Origin of the sequence: Streptomyces sp. NPDC048257 (assembly GCF_043201855.1) — a bacterium.
Classification (GTDB): Bacteria; Actinomycetota; Actinomycetes; order Streptomycetales; family Streptomycetaceae; genus Streptomyces.
In genome coordinates this window covers 72864-90781 of record NZ_JBICZI010000024.1, presented here as the reverse complement: position 1 = coordinate 90781, position 17918 = coordinate 72864, and the positions used below count along the sequence as shown (strand labels likewise).

13 protein-coding genes, 1 tRNA gene and 1 rRNA gene are annotated in these 17918 nt (G+C 72.8%); 7 read left to right on the top strand and 8 right to left on the bottom strand.

Annotated features, from left to right (window positions below; genetic code table 11):
- Positions 1-216: 216 nt before the first annotated feature.
- A complete protein-coding gene (locus tag ACGFZK_RS31350; protein WP_393852223.1) occupies positions 217-723 on the bottom strand; it encodes a MarR family winged helix-turn-helix transcriptional regulator in 507 nt (168 codons plus the stop codon).
- Positions 724-859: 136 nt separating this feature from the next.
- Between ACGFZK_RS31350 and ACGFZK_RS31345 the strand changes: the two genes are divergently transcribed.
- A complete protein-coding gene (locus tag ACGFZK_RS31345; protein ID WP_393852222.1) occupies positions 860-2137 on the top strand; it encodes an MFS transporter in 1278 nt (425 codons plus the stop codon).
- Between the two features lie 110 nt (positions 2138-2247).
- Here the strand turns inward: ACGFZK_RS31345 and ACGFZK_RS31340 are convergent, their stop codons facing one another.
- Positions 2248-4440 carry an asparagine synthase-related protein gene (locus ACGFZK_RS31340; protein ID WP_393852221.1) on the bottom strand — a complete coding sequence of 731 codons (2193 nt, stop codon included), beginning with the start codon at positions 4438-4440 and terminating at the stop codon, positions 2248-2250.
- Between the two features lie 630 nt (positions 4441-5070).
- Here ACGFZK_RS31340 and ACGFZK_RS31335 point away from each other — a divergent pair.
- From ACGFZK_RS31335 to ACGFZK_RS31320, 4 genes are all read left to right on the top strand, one after another.
- Complete coding sequence (locus tag ACGFZK_RS31335) at positions 5071-6906, top strand: sporulation protein (protein WP_393852220.1); 1836 nt, start codon at positions 5071-5073, stop codon at positions 6904-6906.
- Positions 6907-6951: 45 nt separating this feature from the next.
- Positions 6952-8184, top strand: coding sequence for an L-2-hydroxyglutarate oxidase (gene lhgO, locus ACGFZK_RS31330; RefSeq protein ID WP_393852219.1), 1233 nt, complete (start codon positions 6952-6954; stop codon positions 8182-8184).
- 295 nt (positions 8185-8479) lie between these two features.
- Positions 8480-9226, top strand: a complete 747-nt coding sequence (gene trmB / locus ACGFZK_RS31325; RefSeq protein ID WP_393852231.1) for a tRNA (guanosine(46)-N7)-methyltransferase TrmB — start codon at positions 8480-8482, stop codon at positions 9224-9226.
- Positions 9227-9269: 43 nt separating this feature from the next.
- A complete protein-coding gene (locus tag ACGFZK_RS31320) occupies positions 9270-10655 on the top strand; it encodes a PrsW family intramembrane metalloprotease (protein ID WP_393852218.1) in 1386 nt (461 codons plus the stop codon).
- Here ACGFZK_RS31320 and ACGFZK_RS31315 read toward each other — a convergent pair.
- From ACGFZK_RS31315 to ACGFZK_RS31305, 3 genes are all read right to left on the bottom strand, one after another.
- A complete protein-coding gene (locus ACGFZK_RS31315) occupies positions 10564-11598 on the bottom strand; it encodes a M23 family metallopeptidase (protein WP_393852217.1) in 1035 nt (344 codons plus the stop codon). The two genes, ACGFZK_RS31320 and ACGFZK_RS31315, sit on opposite strands and share 92 nt — an antisense overlap.
- A 312-nt stretch (positions 11599-11910) precedes the next feature.
- Positions 11911-13116: a PP2C family protein-serine/threonine phosphatase gene (locus ACGFZK_RS31310; protein ID WP_393852216.1), complete on the bottom strand. Its 1206-nt coding sequence runs from the start codon at positions 13114-13116 to the stop codon at positions 11911-11913.
- 196 nt (positions 13117-13312) lie between these two features.
- Positions 13313-13386, bottom strand: a tRNA-Met gene (locus ACGFZK_RS31305).
- A gap of 334 nt (positions 13387-13720) precedes the next feature.
- Between ACGFZK_RS31305 and ACGFZK_RS31300 the strand changes: the two genes are divergently transcribed.
- On the top strand, positions 13721-14977 hold the full coding sequence (locus ACGFZK_RS31300) for an LPXTG cell wall anchor domain-containing protein (protein WP_393852215.1): 1257 nt from the start codon (positions 13721-13723) through the stop codon (positions 14975-14977).
- A 71-nt stretch (positions 14978-15048) separates the two neighbouring features.
- On the opposite strand, the gene ACGFZK_RS31295 is transcribed toward ACGFZK_RS31300, so the two are convergent.
- On the bottom strand, positions 15049-15561 hold the full coding sequence (locus tag ACGFZK_RS31295) for a GNAT family N-acetyltransferase (RefSeq protein WP_393852214.1): 513 nt from the start codon (positions 15559-15561) through the stop codon (positions 15049-15051).
- A gap of 81 nt (positions 15562-15642) precedes the next feature.
- Between ACGFZK_RS31295 and ACGFZK_RS31290 the strand changes: the two genes are divergently transcribed.
- Entirely contained in the window at positions 15643-16263 is a 621-nt protein-coding gene (locus tag ACGFZK_RS31290) for a BsuBI/PstI family type II restriction endonuclease (protein WP_393852213.1), read from the top strand.
- A gap of 157 nt (positions 16264-16420) precedes the next feature.
- Here the strand turns inward: ACGFZK_RS31290 and rrf are convergent.
- Positions 16421-16537, bottom strand: a 5S ribosomal RNA gene (rrf, locus tag ACGFZK_RS31285).
- A gap of 146 nt (positions 16538-16683) precedes the next feature.
- Positions 16684-17466 carry a hypothetical protein gene (locus tag ACGFZK_RS31280; protein WP_393852212.1) on the bottom strand — a complete coding sequence of 261 codons (783 nt, stop codon included), beginning with the start codon at positions 17464-17466 and terminating at the stop codon, positions 16684-16686.
- Positions 17467-17918: the final 452 nt, after the last annotated feature.

Genomic DNA, 17918 nt, shown 5'->3' with positions numbered 1-17918 from the left:
GTGCCAGGCTTCGCGGGCCCGCGAAGACCGCCGGCCAGGGCCTCAGGGCTGTCCCGTAATCCGGGGTGGACAGCGCGCGGCGTCAGACGCGGTGCATCGCAAGGCGGAGGCACGTCCTCGTACGGGGCGTACCCGGACGCTGCCGACAACGCAGCGAGATGCCGTAGCCGGCGTCGCGCGCCCGCGCGGGATTAGCGGGATTAAACGGGACAGCCCTTAGGTGATCGAGGTGTCCCCGGCGGCCTCGAGGAGAGTGCGCAGGGCCTGGGCGATCGTGGCGCAGGTGGCGGGGTCCAGCGGGGCGAGCACCTCCGCGTAACGGCGCAGGTGTTCCGCGATCATCGCTTCGGTGAGCACGCGGCTCTCCTCGGTCAGCCGGATCCGCACCGTGCGGCGGTCCTGACCGTCCCTCACCCGCTCGACCAGGCCCTTGGCCTCCATGCGGTCGATGCGGTTGGTGATCGCGCCGGAGGTCACCATGGCGGCCGGGATGAGGGCGCCGGCGGTGAGCGCGTACGGGGGGCCGGAGCGGCAGAGGGTGAAGAGGATGTCGAGCTCGCCCACCTCCAGGTCGTGCTCGGCGGCCAAGGCCTTCTGGTGCTTGTCGATGATCCGGTTCATCCGCTGGATGCGGGCCATCACCTCCACGGGCCACAGGCCGGCCGCCAGATCGGGACGCTCTGCCGTCCACTGGCCGACGATTGCGTCCACTGCGTCGCTCATGCGCTGGTCTCCTCCGCCGTCTGTCACCGTCCCACCAGGATATCTCAACGTTGAGAGACTTGACGTTGAGAGGACCGGATGTTTTTATCTCAACGTTGAGATTCTGAGCCTTGAGACGAATCGGAGCGGACGCCACATGACCACCGCCACCGCGACCACCACCGCCGCGACCACCACCGCCACCGCATGCAGCGCCACCACCCCGGCCCCCGCCAAGGCGTCCACCAAGACCCGCACCCGGGTCGGCCCCGTCCCCGTCTTCTGGCTGGCGCTGATGTCCGCCCCCCTGGCCGCCGGAGCCAACGCCCCCGTACTGATCCTTCCGGACATGGCCCGCTCCCTCGGGGTGACCGCCTCGACCGCCGGCTGGCTCGTCGCCGCATACGCCTGGGCCATGGCCGTCGCCACCCCCCTGCTGGCCGGACTGCTGCGCCGCCGGGGCCTGCGGCCGACGCTCCGGTTGGCGGGCGCCCTCCTCGTCGGCGGCACCCTCCTCGTCGCCGCCTCCCCCTGGCTGCCGCTCACCCTCGCCGGCCGGGCCACCCAGGCCGCCGGCGGCGCCGGTCTGGCGGCGGTCGCGATGAGCCTGGCCGGCTCGGCCCGCCGGATGGGCGTGATCAGCGCGGGCTTCGGCATCCTCGGCGCATCCGGCCCCCTCCTCGGCGCCCAGCTCTCGCACACCGTGTCGTGGCGGCTCTCGCTCTCCATATCCGTGATCGCGGTCCTGGCGGTGCCCGTGGTGAGCCGGTACGCGAAGGCCCCGGCGGCCCCGCCGCAGGGCAGGTTCGACACCCGCGGCGCCGCCCTGCTGACGGCGCTCGCCACCGGCCTGGTCCTGCTGCCCCACGCACCGGCCGTCGCCGCCGGCTCCGCGGTCCTCGCCGCCGCGCTGCTCGCGCTCCACGTACGGCTGCGCCCCGACGGATTCGTCCCGGCCGCGCTGGTCCGGGGGCCGCTCTTCCTCGGCTCCGCACTGCTCGCCCTCGCGCTGTCGGGCTCGTACTTCACCCTGCTGTTCTCCGTACCCCGGCTGCTCGCCGACCGGGCGGGCTGGGACGCCACCACCGCGGGCACGGGTCAGCTCGTGGCGCTGCTCACGGGATCCGCGCTGTCCTGGCTGCTGGCCGCGGCCTCGGCGCGCATGAGCCGGGCGGCCGTACGTACGGTGCTGGCCGGGGTCGGCACACTGGCCGCGGCCATCGCGGTGTTCGCGAGCTGGGGCCCGCTGCTGCTGGTCGCCACCCTGGGCGGGGTGTTCGCGGCGACCGGGTCCAACGCCGTGCTGTCGATGCACGCCGCGTCGAGCGTCCCGGATGCCCAGCGCCCCACGGCCATCGGCCTGTTCGCCCTCTGCTACCAGCTCGGCGGGGCCTTCGGCCCGGCGATCGCGACCGCCCTGGTGCTCGCCGCCTGAGCCGGGAACGTCAGCCCCCGAGCGGGACCGCCAGGGCCGCCAGGGCCGGCAGGACCGGCAGGACCGGCAGGACCGTCAAGGCCGTCAGGACCTGCCGTGGAGCAGGACCGTCAGGACAGCGCCGGGCGGTGCACGGGGACTCCCTCGGGCACCGCCCGGCGCCGCGCCGTGGAGGTGCCCGTCCAGCAGGTGCCGCGCCGGGCCAGCAGGCGGCGCAACCACAGCTCCATGGAGACGAGTTCCGCCAGACCGTCCAGCGGGACCGGGCGCCCGTCCGCCGCGTCGAGCAGCGCCTGCCGCACGACCCGGGCCTCGATCAGCCCGGCGTCCGCGAGCAGCGGCGACGCGAAGAGGTCCAGCAGGTCGCCCAGCGCGGCGCGCAGCCCCAGCCGGGTCGCCGTCTCGTTCGGCACGCGGTCCGTGGCGCCCCACCCCGGCGGGAACTCGCGCACCCCGGCCGAGGACAGGACGGTGCGCAGGATCGCGGCCCGGGCCCCGGGCTGGACCCGCAGCGACTCGGGCAGGGCGCGGGCGGCCCGGACGACCTGGTTGTCGAGGAACGGGGCGTGCAGACGCTGGCTGCGGACCTCCACGGCCTGCTCGAAGACCCGGTGGTCGGCGGCGTGCCGGGCGAGCAGCGAGCGGGCGCGGGCCTCTCCCGGCCGCAGCGACAGCGGCGGCCGGCCGGCCGCGACGGTCAGGCGGATCGACACTTCCGCCAGTGCCTCCCCCGTGAGCCAGCCGGCCGCCGGACCCGGGCGCGACCAGGTCAGGGCGGCGAGGGAAGCGTCCACCGGACCGGTGGTGCGCTCGGTGACCCCGCCCTCGCGGAGCCGGGCCGCGGCGGCCTCCATGCCCGCGCGGTACGTCGTACGGGCGAGTCTGCGGGCCGCCGAGTACACGGTGAGCGGCACCAGCAGGGACTCCCCGGAGGCTGAGGCCGAACGGGCCAGCGCCGCCACCGGCCGCAGCAGGTGCCGCCGCCGCCGGTCCATCAGGAGGTCGGCCATGCGGGCCGGGTGGGCGTCGAGGACCTGGCGGGCGCCGTGGCCGGTGAAGTGGTCGGCCGAGCCGGCGGCCAGCCGGCGCCGCTCGCGGGCGGCGAAGACCAGCGAGGGGCCGGGTTCGTCGGTGAGCGGGCCGTCGAGTTCGGCGTACGGGAGGGCTTCCTCGGCGGCGGCCACCACGACGTGGTGCAGGCGCGGGTCGGCCGCGATGGCCCTGGCCCGTTCCAGTTCGGCCTCGCGCCCCTGCGGGGTGGCCAGGTCGTTGAAGGTGACGGCCAGCAGCCGCGCTCCGGCGGGACTCAGCAGGGTGCCCGGGGCCCCCGGCAGACCGGCCGCCAGCAGCGCAAGCGTGGCGGAGGCGCTGCCGCCGGAGAGGTCGGCGCCCACCCCGGGGGCCGGGGCGCCGCGGGCGGCACGCCGGTCGGCGGGTCCCATTCCGGGCACGGGGCCGGGATCGTACGGCGGCAACTGGTCGGGAGCATGCCGCGGAGCCGTGAGCCGGGCGCGCACGGCGTCCACCAACGCTTCCCGTACGCCCTCCACCGCGCGCTCGGCATCGGCCTCGGGCGCGGCCACCGCGAGCGAGGCGACCTGCTCGTAGCCGGTGATCTCGCGGGAGCCCTCGCGCAGGATGAGCGCGTGCCCGGGCGGGATGCGCCGGACCCCGGCGTACGGTGTGCCGTCGCCCAGTGCCTCGGGACTGTCGGGGCAGGCCAGCAGGGCGGCGAGATGGCCGATGTCGAGCTGCGCCTCGATGAGGTCGGCGAGCGGGAGGGCGGCGGTGGCGTAGGCCGTGCCGCTCGCCCAGGGCGTGTAGAAGACGGGCCGGGCACCGGCGAGGTCGCCGACGACGGTGATGCGGCGGCCGGCCTGGACGACGGCGGTGTAGCTGCCGGACCACTGGGTGAGGTGGCGCAGCGCGCCGCCGCGGGCGGCGTAGAGGGCCCGGCGCAGTTCGGCGTCGGTCGCGCCGCAGCAGCCGAGGACGGCGAGGCGGGTGAAGGGGTCGGCGGGATCGGCGGTCAGGGTGCGGATCTCGTCGGGGCGCCAGTCGCCGACGGCCCAGAGGGGGTCGGGGTCGCCCCAGAGCAGCTGTGCACCGACGGGGTGGACGGTGCGTTCCGCGTCCGCGCCCGGATCGTCCGGATGGGCGGCGTCCGCGATGCCTCCGCGCAGGGGCGCGCCGCCGTCGCCGTATCCGCCCTGGCCGGGGCCGTGGCCGGAGCCCGGGCCGGAGACCCTTCCGGCCGTGCCGAAGCTCGCGGCGATACTGCTCCAACCCACCAACCAGCGCACCGCCGCCTCCCCAGCCCGTGGGCACATGACCGGGGCACAGGCAGCACGGACGGCGCTGAGGGCGCGGCCGCGGGACCCCGGGTGGCTCGGGGTCCATGCTGCCACGGGACAGGCGTGCGAGAGTGGTTAAAGGGGGCGCACACGCAAAGGAACACGCCCCGGCCACGCGGTATTTGGCGTTCCGTTCCCACCGCCCCATAGGTCGCTTTCAGCCATTCTTCGGCTGCCGGAAGAGCCGTCGCGGGCCGCCGGCGCCCGGCGTGCGGGCGCGGTCCGGGAGGCGGAATCCGCCCCCCGGCCCGTTCCGCCACCCGCGGGGATTGAGGTAGCGGCATCCCCCGACCCGCCCGGTCCACGCAGCGGGCCGACCCACGCACCGCACATCGAATCGCCGGGCCCCGGGACCGGCCAGAGCGCACGGGCGGGCGCACGGCCACACGGACGGAGCACGCGATGACACGTGCGCCCCGGCGCCGGGCCCGGGGCGGACTGTGCAAACGGACAACAATCCCGCCATACGGAAGTAAGGGCCTTAACGCTTGGGAGGCGGGGAACTACGCTGGGTTTACGAAATGCCGGGCGCCTATGCCCCGGCGGCGTCTGCGTTCCGCGTGTGACGAGGGGTGGCGCATGTCCAGGGAGCTCCGCGAGCCCAATGAGAAGCTCGGCGCCGTCCTCGCCCTCGCGGGCATCAGCAACGCCGGACTGGCCCGGCGGGTCAACGACCTCGGCGCACAGCGCGGCCTGACACTTCGGTACGACAAGACCTCGGTCGCCCGGTGGGTGTCGAAGGGAATGGTGCCGCAGGGCGCCGCCCCGCATCTGATCGCCGCCGCCATCGGCGCGAAGCTGGGGCGGCCGGTGCCGCTGCACGAGATCGGGCTGGCGGACGCGGACCCGGCGCCCGAGGTCGGGCTGGCCTTCCCGCGCGACATCGGTGCGGCGGTGCGCTCGGCCACCGACCTCTACCGGCTCGACCTCGCCGGACGGCGCGGCGGTGGCGGGATCTGGCAGTCGCTCGCGGGTTCGTTCTCGGTGGCGGCGTACGCGACGCCGGCCTCGCGCTGGCTGATATCTCCCGCCGACAGCTCGGTGGCCCGGGAACCGGCAGGCTCGGCTCCGCACCCCACGGCCCAGCACCCCACGGCCCAGCATCCCTCGGGCCAGCACCCCACGGCCCAGCACCTCTCGGCCCGCACACCCGCGGCCCACGACCGCGCGGCCGGCAACCCCGCGCCCGACGGCTCCACGGACGACGGCTCCGCAGGCGACGACTCCACCGGCGGCAGCCCGGCAAGCAGCAGCCCGGCAGGCGGCACCTCCGCGGCGAACGACCCCGCGGCGCAGCACTCCATGATCCAGAGCCCCGTATCCGCGACCCCCTCGGCTCACGACGCGCCGGCGCACGCGCCAGGTCCAGGTCTCCGGTCCTCCCCGGAAGGCCTCACGACCGGACCGGCGACGGGACGGATGACAGGCCCGGCGACAGGCCCGCCGTCCACCGTTGTGCCCGCCCAGCCCGGGCCCGAAACGCCGCGCGACCACGTGCAGCGCGTGGGCCACAGCGACGTGACGAAGCTGCGCGAGGCCGCCGAGGACGCGCGCCGCTGGGACTCCAAGTACGGCGGCGGGGACTGGCGTTCGTCGATGGTGCCCGAGTGCCTGCGGGTGGACGCGGCGCCGCTGCTGCTCGGCTCGTACACCGACGAGGTGGGCCGCGCGCTGTTCGGCGCGACCGCCGAACTGACCCGGCTGGCCGGCTGGATGGCCTTCGACACCGGCCAGCAGGAGGCGGCCCAGCGCTACTACATCCAGGCGCTGCGGCTCGCCCGCGCCGCCGCCGACGTACCGCTCGGCGGTTACGTACTGGCCTCGATGTCCCTGCAGGCGACCTACCGGAACTTCCCCGACGAGGGCGTGGACCTCGCGCAGGCCGCCGTGGAGCGCAATCGCGGCCTGGCCACCGCCCGCACCATGAGCTTCTTCCGGCTGGTCGAGGCACGGGCGCACGCGAAGGCGGGCGATTCGGCGGCCGCCGGGGCGGCGCTGCGGGCGGCGGAGGGCTGGCTCGAGCGGTCCCGGCAGGGCGATCCGGACCCGACCTGGCTCGGTTTCTACTCGTACGACCGTTTCGCGGCGGATGCCGCGGAGTGCTACCGGGACCTCAAGCTGCCCCGTCAGGTACGGCGCTTCACCGAGCAGGCCCTGTCACGGCCCACCGAGGAGTACGTACGGTCGCACGGACTGCGGCTGGTGGTGAGCGCGGTCGCCGAGCTGGAGTCGGGCAACCTCGACGCCGCGTGCGCGGCCGGCACCCGGGCCGTCGAGGTGGCGGGCCGGATCTCCTCGGCGCGGACGACCGAATACGTACGGGACCTGCTGCACCGCCTGGAACCGTACGGGGACGAGCCGCGTGTGGCGGAGCTGAGGGAGCGGGCCCGGCCGCTGTTGGTGGCGCCGGCGTAAGACCCGTCTTCCGGGGGGCCGCGTGGCCGCGTTGTCGGTGCCGGGGTGCAGTATGCAGGGGTGGGAGGTGTCAGCGTGGGTGGCGGCGTGGACTGCGATGTGCTGGTGATCGGCGGCGGAATCGTCGGCCTGTCGACGGCGCATGCTCTGTCGCGCCTGGCTCCGGGGACCAGGGTGGTGGTCCTGGAGAAGGAGTCGGGCCCGGCCCGGCACCAGACGGGCCGCAACAGCGGGGTGATCCACAGCGGGATCTACTACCGCCCGGGATCACTGAAGGCGCGCTTCGCGGTGAGCGGGGCGGCCGAGATGGTCAAGTTCTGCGCGGAGCACGGAATTCCGCACGAGGTGACGGGCAAGCTGATCGTCGCCACGGAGCGCGAGGAGCTGCCGCGGCTGCACGCCCTGGTCCAGCGCGGCCGGGAGAACGGCATTCCGGTGCGCGAGCTGGGCCCGGCGCAGATCACCGAGTACGAACCGGAGGTCCGGGGGCTGGCCGCGATCCACGTGGGCAGCACCGGGATCGTGGACTACGGCCGGGTGACCGCCCAGCTCGCGGAGTCCTCGGGCGCGGAGATCGTCTACGGCGGCGCGGTGGACCTGATCTCCCGCCGCGCGTCGGCGGTGGCGGTCCGCACCACCTCCGGCCTGGTGGTCAGGGCGCGGGTGCTGGTGAACTGCGCGGGCCTCCAGTGCGACCGGATCGCCCGGCTGGCCGGAGACGACCCAGGGATGCGGATCATCCCCTTCCGCGGCGAGTACTACGACCTGGCCCGGCCGGACCTGGTCCGCGGGCTGGTCTACCCGGTGCCCGACCCGGCGTTCCCCTTCCTCGGGGTGCACCTGACCCGGGGCATCGGCGGCGGCGTCCACGTCGGCCCCAATGCCGTGCCCGCGCTGGCCCGCGAGGGCTACGCCTGGTCGAAGGTGCGGCCCCGGGACATCGCGGACGAGCTCGCCTGGCCGGGATCCTGGCGGATGGCCGCACGGCACTGGCGGTACGGGACGGGCGAGATCCACCGCTCGCTGTCGAAGCAGGCCTTCACCCGGGCGGTACGGCGCCTGCTGCCGGCCGTCACCGCGGCGGACCTGCAGCCCGCCGCGGCCGGGGTCCGCGCCCAGGCCGTGCTGCGGGACGGCACCCTGGTGGACGACTTCCTGATCCGCGACGCCCCGCGCACGGTCCACGTCCTCAACGCGCCCTCGCCCGCGGCTACCGCCTCGCTCCCGATCGGCCGTGAGATCGCGTCCCGGGCCCTGCGGACCCTCGGCTCGGCCTGAGCGGGACCGGGGCCGGGGCCTGAGCGTTGCCGGGGCCTGAGCCTTGCCGGGACCGGCGGCTGCGAAGGCCCCGCTGCGCGGAGCCTCTCCCCGCCCCGCCCTTTCTCCGTTTCCGCGGGGCTCCGCCCCCGGACTCCCTCCGTGCGCTGCGCGCGGGGGGCGGGGGCGGAGCCCCCGCAACGGCGCCGCACCCGACCGGTGGCTCCCCCCGTCGTAGAATCAGCGCATTGTGTCTGAGTCCCTGAACCCCCAGTCGCCCCGCCTCCCGGACGCCGCGCCGGAGGCGAACTCGTACGTGCCGCCCAAGTGGCGCACCGAGCCCCGCTTCCCCGACGGGCCCTCGCCTGACCCGGCCGGCTCGCACCACGAGCGGCGCATCCGGAGCTTCCAGCCCCGGCGCAGCCGGGTCACCACCGGCCAGGGCGAGGCCCTGAAGCGCCTGTGGGGCACCTGGGGCCTGGACATCGACGGGCACGAGGTCATCGACCTCAAGGCGCTCTTCGACGGCCTCCCCGTCGTCCTGGAGATCGGCTTCGGCATGGGCGAGGCGACCGCCCAGATGGCCGCCGACGACCCCGGCACCGGGATCCTCGCCGCCGACGTGCACACCCCCGGGCAGGGCAACCTGCTCGCGCTCGCCGAGCGCGGCGGGATGAGCAACATCCGGGTGGCCAACGGCGACGCCATCATCCTGCTCCGCGAGATGCTGCCGCCCGACTCGCTGGCCGGTATCCGCGTGTTCTTCCCGGACCCGTGGCCCAAGGCCCGCCACCACAAGCGCCGGCTGATCCAGCCCGAATTCCTCACGCTGGCCGCCACCCGCCTGGCGCCCGGGGCCGTACTGCACTGCGCGACCGACTGGGAGCCGTACGCCGAGCAGATGCTCGAAGTGCTGACCGCGCACCCGGACTTCGAGAACACCCGGCCCGACGGCGGCTTCTCCCCGCGCCCCGCGTTCCGGCCGCTCACCCGCTTCGAGGGCCAGGGTCTCGACAAGGGGCACGTCGTACACGACTTGCTCTTCCGCCGCACGCAGAACTGACAACGTCACAGCGCGTGTCAGAGCGGCTCGCTAGGGTCATGGTGTGTACCGAGCGCCCCACCATGTGCTCCCACGCCCGTCCGGCACGGTCCGCACGTGCGTGCTCCTCGCCCTGCTCGCCGCCACCGGGATCTCCATCCTGGAACTCGTGCGGGAGCAGACCGGCACCTCCGGCTTCTTCGTCGGCCTCGGCCTGGCCCTGCTTCCGGTAGCGCCGCTCCTGGCGGCCTTCCGGTGGCTGGGCCGGGCCGCGCCCGCGCCCTGGTCGCAGCTGCTGTTCTGCTTCGGCTGGGGGGCCTGCACCGCGGCGCTGATCGCCATACTGGCCAACAACTTCGCCACCGAGTGGATAGCCGCGGCCACCGCCGACGCCTCCGCCGCCGATCACCTCGGCTCGGTGGCCATCGCCCCGGTGGTGGAGGAGAGCGCCAAGGCGGCTGCCCTGCTGCTGGTGTTCGTGTTCCGAAGACGCCATTTCACCGGCCCCGCCGACGGGTTCGTCGTGGCCGGCTTCACCGCCACCGGGTTCGCCTTCACCGAGAACATCCTCTACCTCGGCAACGCCTTCGTCGAAGACCTGGCCGAGGGCAGCGGCGCGCTGGACTCGGTGACGGCGGCGACCTTCTTCGTACGGATAGTGCTGTCGCCGTTCGCGCACCCGCTGTTCACCGTGCTCACCGGGCTGGGCTTCGGCGTGGCCGCGGTCAGTGCCCGCCGCTCGCGCCGGATCTGCCTGCCGCTGCTCGGTCTGGCGCTGGCCATGGGGATGCACGCGCTGTGGAACGGCTCCTCGCAGTTCGGCGAGCACGGGTTCTACATGGTCTACGCCTGCGTGATGGTCCCGGCCTTCGGGTTGCTGGTGTGGCTGGCGGTGCGGATACGGCGGGACCGGTTGCGGGCCGTCGCCGGGGAGCTCGCGCTGTACGCGGCCGCGGGCTGGCTCGGTCCGGCGGAGGTGCCGGCCCTGGCGTCGATGCCGGCCCGGTCGCTGGCCCGCGCCCTGGCCCGGCGCAGCGGGGGCCGGGCCGCCGGACGTACGGTCGCCCGCTACGAGGCGGACGCGGCCGCCCTGGCTCTGCTACGGGACCGGGCGCGGCGCGGCGGCCCCGCCGGGGACCGGGACTTCGCGGGCCGGGAGCGGGAGTTGCTGCACCGGCTCTGGCAGGGCCGGGCGACGGCGGGTCCCGCGCTGGCCCGGGCCGCGGTCATGGAGGAGCTGCTTCCGCCGTGGTTCGACCCGCTGGCCCCGGCGGGCGCGCGGGCGGACGTACCCCGGCCGCGACGGACGGACCGCGCCCCCGCGGACCCGGCTCGGGACCCGGACCGGGAGCCGGATCTCAGACGTTCAGGCCCTTGGAGCCCAGCCACGCCAGCGGGTCCGTCGTCGATCCGCCCTTGCGTACTTCCAGGTGGAGATGAGGTCCGGTGACGTTGCCGGTGGCGCCGACGCGGCCGATGGTCTCGCCGGCGCCCACCGCGCCGGAGGTCACCGACATCGAGGAGAGGTGGCAGTACCAGATCTCCGTGCCGTCCGGCAGCTCCAGCACGATCCGGTAGCCGTACGCGCCGGACCAGCCGGCCGAGGTGATCTTCCCGCCGGACACGGCCTTGACCGGGGTGCCGGTCGGGGCCGCGAAGTCGAGGCCGGTGTGGTGGCCGGAGGACCACATGGAGCCGGAGTCCCCGTAGTGCGAGGTGAGGGTGTAGGCGGAGGTGGGCAGGAAGTAGCTCCCGGCCGGCTTGGCGAGGCGCTCCTGCGCGGCCTTGGCCTCCGCGTCCTTCGCGGCCTTCGCGGCGGCCTCTTCCCCGGCCTTCGCCTCGGCCTGGGCCTTCGCCTCCTCGGCCGCCTTGCGGGCCGCCTCCAGCTTCTCCTTGGCCTCCTGGACGGCGGCCTGCTGCGCGGCCCGCTCGGCCTCCGCCTGCGCCTCGGTCCGCGTCTTCGCCTCGGCGGCGACCTGCTGGGACTCGGCCTGCTGGAGGATGCGGTTGCGCAGCACCTCACCGGCGTCCGCGCCCTGGACGGACTGCTGCGCGATGATCCCGATCCGCCCGTCCGCCGAGTCGGCCGATCCGGAACCGCCGTCCTCCTGCCGGGACTTGTCCGCGCCCACCAGGTCGGGCAGGGACGGCAGGGATATCGCGACCTGGGGCCGGTCCTGCGCGGTGGCGATGCCGCTGGCGCCGACCGCCGCGATGACACCGACGCCGAGCACGGTGGAGCTGCGGGCAAGTCCTCCGCGCTGCTTGGCGACCCGGTGCTTGCCCCGGACCGGCCGCACCGAATCCTCGGTGGGGTTCCACTCGCCCCAGGCACCCGCGGTGGGCGGCTCCTGGATCTCGGTGCCTTCAGGGGCAGGCAAGTTGGAGGCCACCGGGGCACACTCCTCATTGACGCGCAGGGACGCGCGCGCGCACGGTGCCGTCTCTTGCGACGGCTGGGACGACCGCGCTGCGTTATCGAAAGGTAATAGACGCAGGGGAGTGATTCCAAGCTTCTCCGCTTGATCGTTCCCACCAATCAGCCACTCACTGACTGGCTTTGGCCCTACCTTTCCCGGGCAAACACACCCTAACTGGGGCAAAAATCAAGTGACTCCCCCATCTCTTCAGCCACAGACCACACATGACGGATCGTCAATCCCTTTATGCAGAACACGCTTTGAGTCACTCGCAGTCATGATGCGTCACACCGTGTCGCCCCGTGGCACCACCGGCACCGTCCGCCGCCGCTCCGGCTCCCGCTCGCCCGGCCGGCCCACCGCGAGCAGCGCCATGTCGTCCGTCGCCCCGCCCCCCGTATGGCGGCGCACATCGCTGCTGAGCGCGCTCAGCAGCGCCTGCGGCCCGGGGAAGATGCGCCCGCGCAGCCGGGCCGCCGGATCGTAGAAGTCCCCCGCCCCGTCCCGGGCCTCGGTCAGCCCGTCCGTGTAGAGCAGCAGGGTGGTGCCCGCCGGGAAGTTCCACTCCTGCACCAGGTCCGGCCAGCCGCCCAGCTCCCCCATACCGAGCGGGAGGGCGGGCTCCGCCGGGGCGAGGACCGCCAGCTCACCGTTCCCGTGCAGCAGCAGCGGCTCGGGATGGCCCCGGTTGAGCAGCCGCAGCACGCCCGTGCCCGACGGGACCTCCCCGAGCACGCACGTCGTGAAGCCCTCCACCGCGTCCAGGCTGTCCCGCCGGGTGCCCTCGCGGGCCAGCGCCCGCTCCAGCCGCTGCGCCAGCGCCTCCAGCGTGGGCTCGGTGTCCGCCGCCTCCCGGAACGCCCCGAGGACCACCGCGACGGCCTCCACCGCCCCCAGCCCCTTGCCGCGTACGTCGCCCACCGCCAGCCGCACCCCGTACGGGGTCTCCTGGACCGCGTACAGGTCCCCGCCGATGAAGGCGTCCGCCTGCGCGGCCTCGTACCAGGCGGACACGTGCAGCCCCCCGATGCGCTCGGCGGGCTTCGGCAGCACCGCCCGCTGCGCGGCCTCGGCGATCCCGCGCGCCGAGGCGAGCTGCTCGCCGCTGCGCCGCACCACGCGGTTGATCAGGAGCGCCAGCCCGGAGACGGTCAGTACGGTCACCAGCTCGGTCAGCGCCTCGACCCTCCAGCTGCTGCCGTTGAGGATGTGCAGCACGAACACCGCGAGCACGGCCAGGGCGCCGGTCAGGGCCGTGGCCCGGAGGGTGAACAGCGGGGCGGCGATCAGCGGGGCCGCGGTGAAGAAGGGGGATCCGGTGAAGCTGGGCGGGGTCAGCACGTCGAAGACCATCCCGAGGGCGATCAGCGCACCCGGCAGCACCCGGACCACCCGGCGGGCCACACCGCTTCCGGCGCCCGCGCCTGCACCTGCGCCTGCGCCCGCGCCCGCGCTCCCGCCGCCGTTGCCCTGCCGGCCCAGCCCCACCACGCTGCTCTCCTGCCGCCCGGTCCGTTGCACGGGTGCGGGCCCGCCGCCGCCTCGCCCCTCAAGGCTGGCGGCAGGGGCGCCCGTACGGCGAGCCGACGGCGGCCGGACGGGTGACGGAACGTGAGAAGGGGACCGGGCGGGACTGGAACACGACGAAGGCCCGGTTCCTGGTGAGGAACCGGGCCTTCGTACTGAGTAGCGGGGGCAGGATTTGAACCTACGACCTCTGGGTTATGAGCCCAGCGAGCTACCGAGCTGCTCCACCCCGCGTCGGTAAACACAACTCTACGCCATCCGGGGGGAGCCCTTCGCCAATTGACGCCCCACTCACCCGCAGATACGAATCACCGCAGGTCACAGCCCTAAAACCGGCTCGAACCCAGCTCGAAACGGCCCCGGGAACGACCCGGGAACGGCATCCGCGAGCGAAGATCATCTCTGTTGCACGGCAGTGACACTTCGAGGATGGTTCCGGGATCGGATCCGGGTGAAGATTCACCTGTCGCAAGGGCCAGGGGGAACACGAACCGGCCGGGCGACAAGACCACACCTTTCCGGCTCGGCCCTCTGCCGATGCCCTTGTGATTCCTGGGGGGAGTCCACCATGTCCGTTCGCACCGCAGCCGCCATCGCAGTCGTCGCCGGCGTCGTCACCACTCTGCTTCCGCTCGCGGCCACCGCCGCGTCCGCCGCACCCGTCACCGACGACCAGGCCGTGCTGCGCACGGAGATGGGCACTCCGGTCCCCAGCGGCCCGCTGAGCCGCGGCGGCGCCACCGAGACCTTCGACCTGACGGTGAAGAACCCGACCGGCAAGGCCGTCTCGTACAAGCCGTGGATGCTCCTCGACCAGACCGGCCCGAGCCGCCTGCAGAAGGACGACGTGGTCTTCAAGGTCGACGCCGTGGACGCCCCGGCGACCAAGTCCTCGGTCGGTCAGCAGGACGGCGGGTGGCAGGGCCTGTTCTACCCGGCCACCGCCGGCGGCAAGGAGAGTGGCGAGGGCTTCGACATCCCCGCGAACGGCAAGATGACCTGGAAGGTCACCCTCGGACTCGGCGCGAACTACCCGACCAACGACGGGGACTTCACCTTCACCGCCACCAGCTACAACAACTCCGTGGCGCCCGGCGGCGCCGGCTCCCACCTCTTCAAGGTCGACCCGCAGATCAAGACGGGCGAGCTGAAGACCTGGTTCAAGCAGGTCAGCTCCGGCAAGGACGGCCAGGAGCAGCGCGCGTACCTGAACCTGAACTACCAGGCCACCGGCGAGGGCACGTTCGGCACCGCCCTCGCGACCACCCTGATCCTGTCGCACCCGGGCGAGCAGAAGGCGGACTTCCGGCTGCAGGCCCTGATCGACGGCCGCTGGCAGGACGTGACGGGCGAGTACGGCCGCTACGAGCTGCCGCGCATCCCCAAGGGCTTCGGCTCCTCCGCCGGCGTCCACACCCTGCCGCTGCGGGTCTGCCTGGGCCTGGACACCCAGCTGACGAAGAAGACCGTCATCACGATGGAGTCCGAGGTCCGTCACGCCGAGGGCAACACCTTCCCGTTCCAGAACAGCTCCGTGCAGTTCCCGCTCGTCCCGATCGTGGAGAACGCGCCGCCGACCGACAAGCCCTCCACCACCCCGCCCACCACGCCCCCCACCACGGCCCCCGCCACCCCCGTCGTGCAGCCGGCCGTCGCCACCTCCACGGGCAACGCCAACCTGACGACCACCGCCGCGTCCACCGGCTCCCTCGCCCACACCGGAGCCGGCTCCTCCACCGGCCTGTACGCCGGTCTCGCGGCCGCCCTGGTCGTGCTCGGCGCGGCCGCCGCCTGGCTCGGCCGCCGTCGCCGCACCGCCGCCTGACCGCCCCCTCCCCGCACGCACGAAGCGCCCCACCCGATCCCTTCGGGTGGGGCGCTTCGTGTGCGGTGCCGTCAGCCGACGGGAGCCTTGCGGCGGGTCAGGACGCGGGTGGTGCTCCCGTCGCCCTCCCGTACGTCCCGGACGTGGACGAAGCCGATGCGCTCCAGCAGGAGCAGGGAGGCCGCGTTGGCGGCGGCCACGGTGGCGTGCACCTCGGTCAGGCCGAGGGTGCCGAAGCCGTACGCGACGACCGCCTCGGCGATCTCGGTGCCGAGGCCCGCTCCCCAGGCCGCGGGGGCCAGGGCGTAGATGATCTCGTATCCGTCGACTCCGGCGGTCCACTTGATCTCGGCGTGCCCGACCAGCCGGCCCTCCCGGCGCACCGCCCAGACGTCGAAGAGGTTCTCGGCGTAGACCTTCGTGAAGACCCTCCCGAAGAGCGCCCGGTCCTCGGCTTCGCCGGTGGGTCCGTCCCCCATCCACCGCGACACCCGGGTGTCCTGGAAGAGGGCGACGAAGTCTCCCTCGTCCTCGGGGGTGTACGGGTCGAGGAGCAGTCGTTCGGTCCGCAGAACAGGCGTCATGGCCGGGGACGCTACCCACTCCCCCCGCCGTCTTCACCGGGTTTACCGCGCGGCTCATGGGGGTGACGGGGCATCCGCTCGGTGGGCACAGCGAAGCGCCCCACCCGACGGATCGGGTGGGGCGCTCTGAGCGGTAGGCCATGTCGGACTCGAACCGACAACCAACGGATTAAAAGTCGAAAGGTGTGCGTCCAGCTTGAAGAGTCTCAATCCCGCTCACGACTGCCGGGGGCGGGCACGCGAACGCTCCACCCTGGCGCGAGCAGCTGGATTCTGAAGGGCGTAGTGGAGAAGTTCGCCGCTAGCCTGGTTGAGCCCAACGTGCTCTTCATCTCTCAGCCCGGGGAAAAGGTAAACCTTCTCGATGGCAAGGCGCTGAAGGACATGGGCCTGGAAGTCGACCAGGCCACCCTGCTCCCGGATTGCCTTATGGCTGACTTGGCCCCTAGCCGCGACGAGTTCTGGTTCATCGAAGTGGTGGCAAGCGACGGGCCAGTCACCGAGGAACGCCGGCAGGCCCTCATCGACTGGGCAACGGCCCACGGCCTTGAGGCCGAGAAGTGCCGGTTCCTTACAGCCTTCGAATCGCGGACGGCCTCCGAGGCCAAGAAGTCGCTTCCAGTCCTCGCCCACGGCTCCTACGCCTGGTTCGCGAACGAACCTGACGGCCTTCTCTCCTGGGATGAGCTGCGCTTCGCCTGACTGACGCCTGACCCGAACAGCCGGCAGCGCGGCGCCCGAGATTGCTTACCCTCGGGCGCCTACGGAGCTCAATCCACCCGGCCAGGTGAGAAGGAACAACCCTGGAACACAAAGAGAGGCCCTGTCTGCGAATTCGCAGACAGGGCCTCCTAAATCTATTCGGCGGCGTCCTACTCTCCCACAAAGTCCCCCCTGCAGTACCATCGGCGCTGAAAGGCTTAGCTTCCGGGTTCGGAATGTAACCGGGCGTTTCCCTAACGCAATGACCACCGAAATTCTTCGATTGCCAGACCGTGAGACTGTGCAGTCAGGTCCGACCCTCTGCGCCAGATTCTACACATCCCAGGAACGCGCGTTGCCGCACACATGGGCGAAGAGCATGGGTCCGGTCACCGTCGGGTAGCGGGCTGGAGATCGCCCTCAGACGGTCACCGTCAGGTACCCGATCCCGGAGTCCGCGACCCACTCCGCAGCCTCCGCGTCGAGCTCCCACGGCGTCCGCAGCATTGTCCCGCGCAGGGCGGCACGATCCTGCAAGGCGGCCGGCTCTGGGCCCAGGCGCTTGAGGCGCTCGCCGTCCATGCCCCAGTGGGGATCCGCGGGGGTGTCCAGTACGGATATGAAACGGTCGACGCGCGCGGGCCAGGTGGGATGACCCCACCAGCGGTCGCAGGCCAGTGCGCCGTGGCCAGCCGTGTAGAGGATGCCGTGGCGGATGCCCTTCTTCTCCATCTGGCCTGCGAAAGCTCCCAGCTTTCCGTCCGCATGATCCTCGTACTCCGCGAGGTCTTCATCGGTTCGCGCGAGCTCGCCCAAGGTCATGCCGCTCGGGAGTTTGCGGTCGGGGTTGGTCAGCCACTTGAAGAGTCGATGCCCAAGGACGTCCACGTCCTCGACCGTGACGCTCTCGAACGCTTCGCTGCTCCCCGAGGTGATGCCGTACTCCGTGCACCATCCGCGGAGGCGCTGGCGTATACCGAGCGTGGTGTGGCTGTTGATCCGCAGCATGTCGCCGTCGGACAGACGCCCCTCGGCATGCCAGTTCTCCACGCAGCTGTTGCGCCATGCCCCGTTCGTGAGACCGATGGCGAGCAGGTCCTGAAGCGAGGCCAGGTCATCGGGATCGATGCCTTGCGCTTTCAGCACCCCCTCGAAGACCTCCTCCGTCATCATGGCCTGCGCCTCTTCGAGCATGCGCTCCACGTCAGTCACGCTGTCCCCGTTCCCCTCGCTTGCTCTTGGCTCCTGGCTCGGCGCCGCCGTGCCGCGCTCCATCTTCAGCGATTTCGGGGGCCCGTTCATCAACTTCGCCCAGCGGGCTGAGGTGTGCGACAAATTCGAGCACAGCCTTGCCCTCAGTGGCAGACGGGCAGCCGCTCACCCCGGAGGCGGGGTAGCCGCTCATCCCATACCAGCACGGGGCAGCATGCAGGAGGACGGAGGTATCCATCTCGCCGGCGTGCATGTCACTGTGTCGACCTGGGCTCAGTCCTTCGTCGTGGCACACGGTCCCGGTCCAACCCCATCGGGAGAACCGCAACACAGGCTGCTGCTCTTCCTCTCCCGACCAGGCGCCCCCCGCTCAGCCGATCAACAGACGGCTTCAGGGCTCACGAGAAATCGCCTGAGGAGCGTGGGCGGTTCTGGGCAACGAT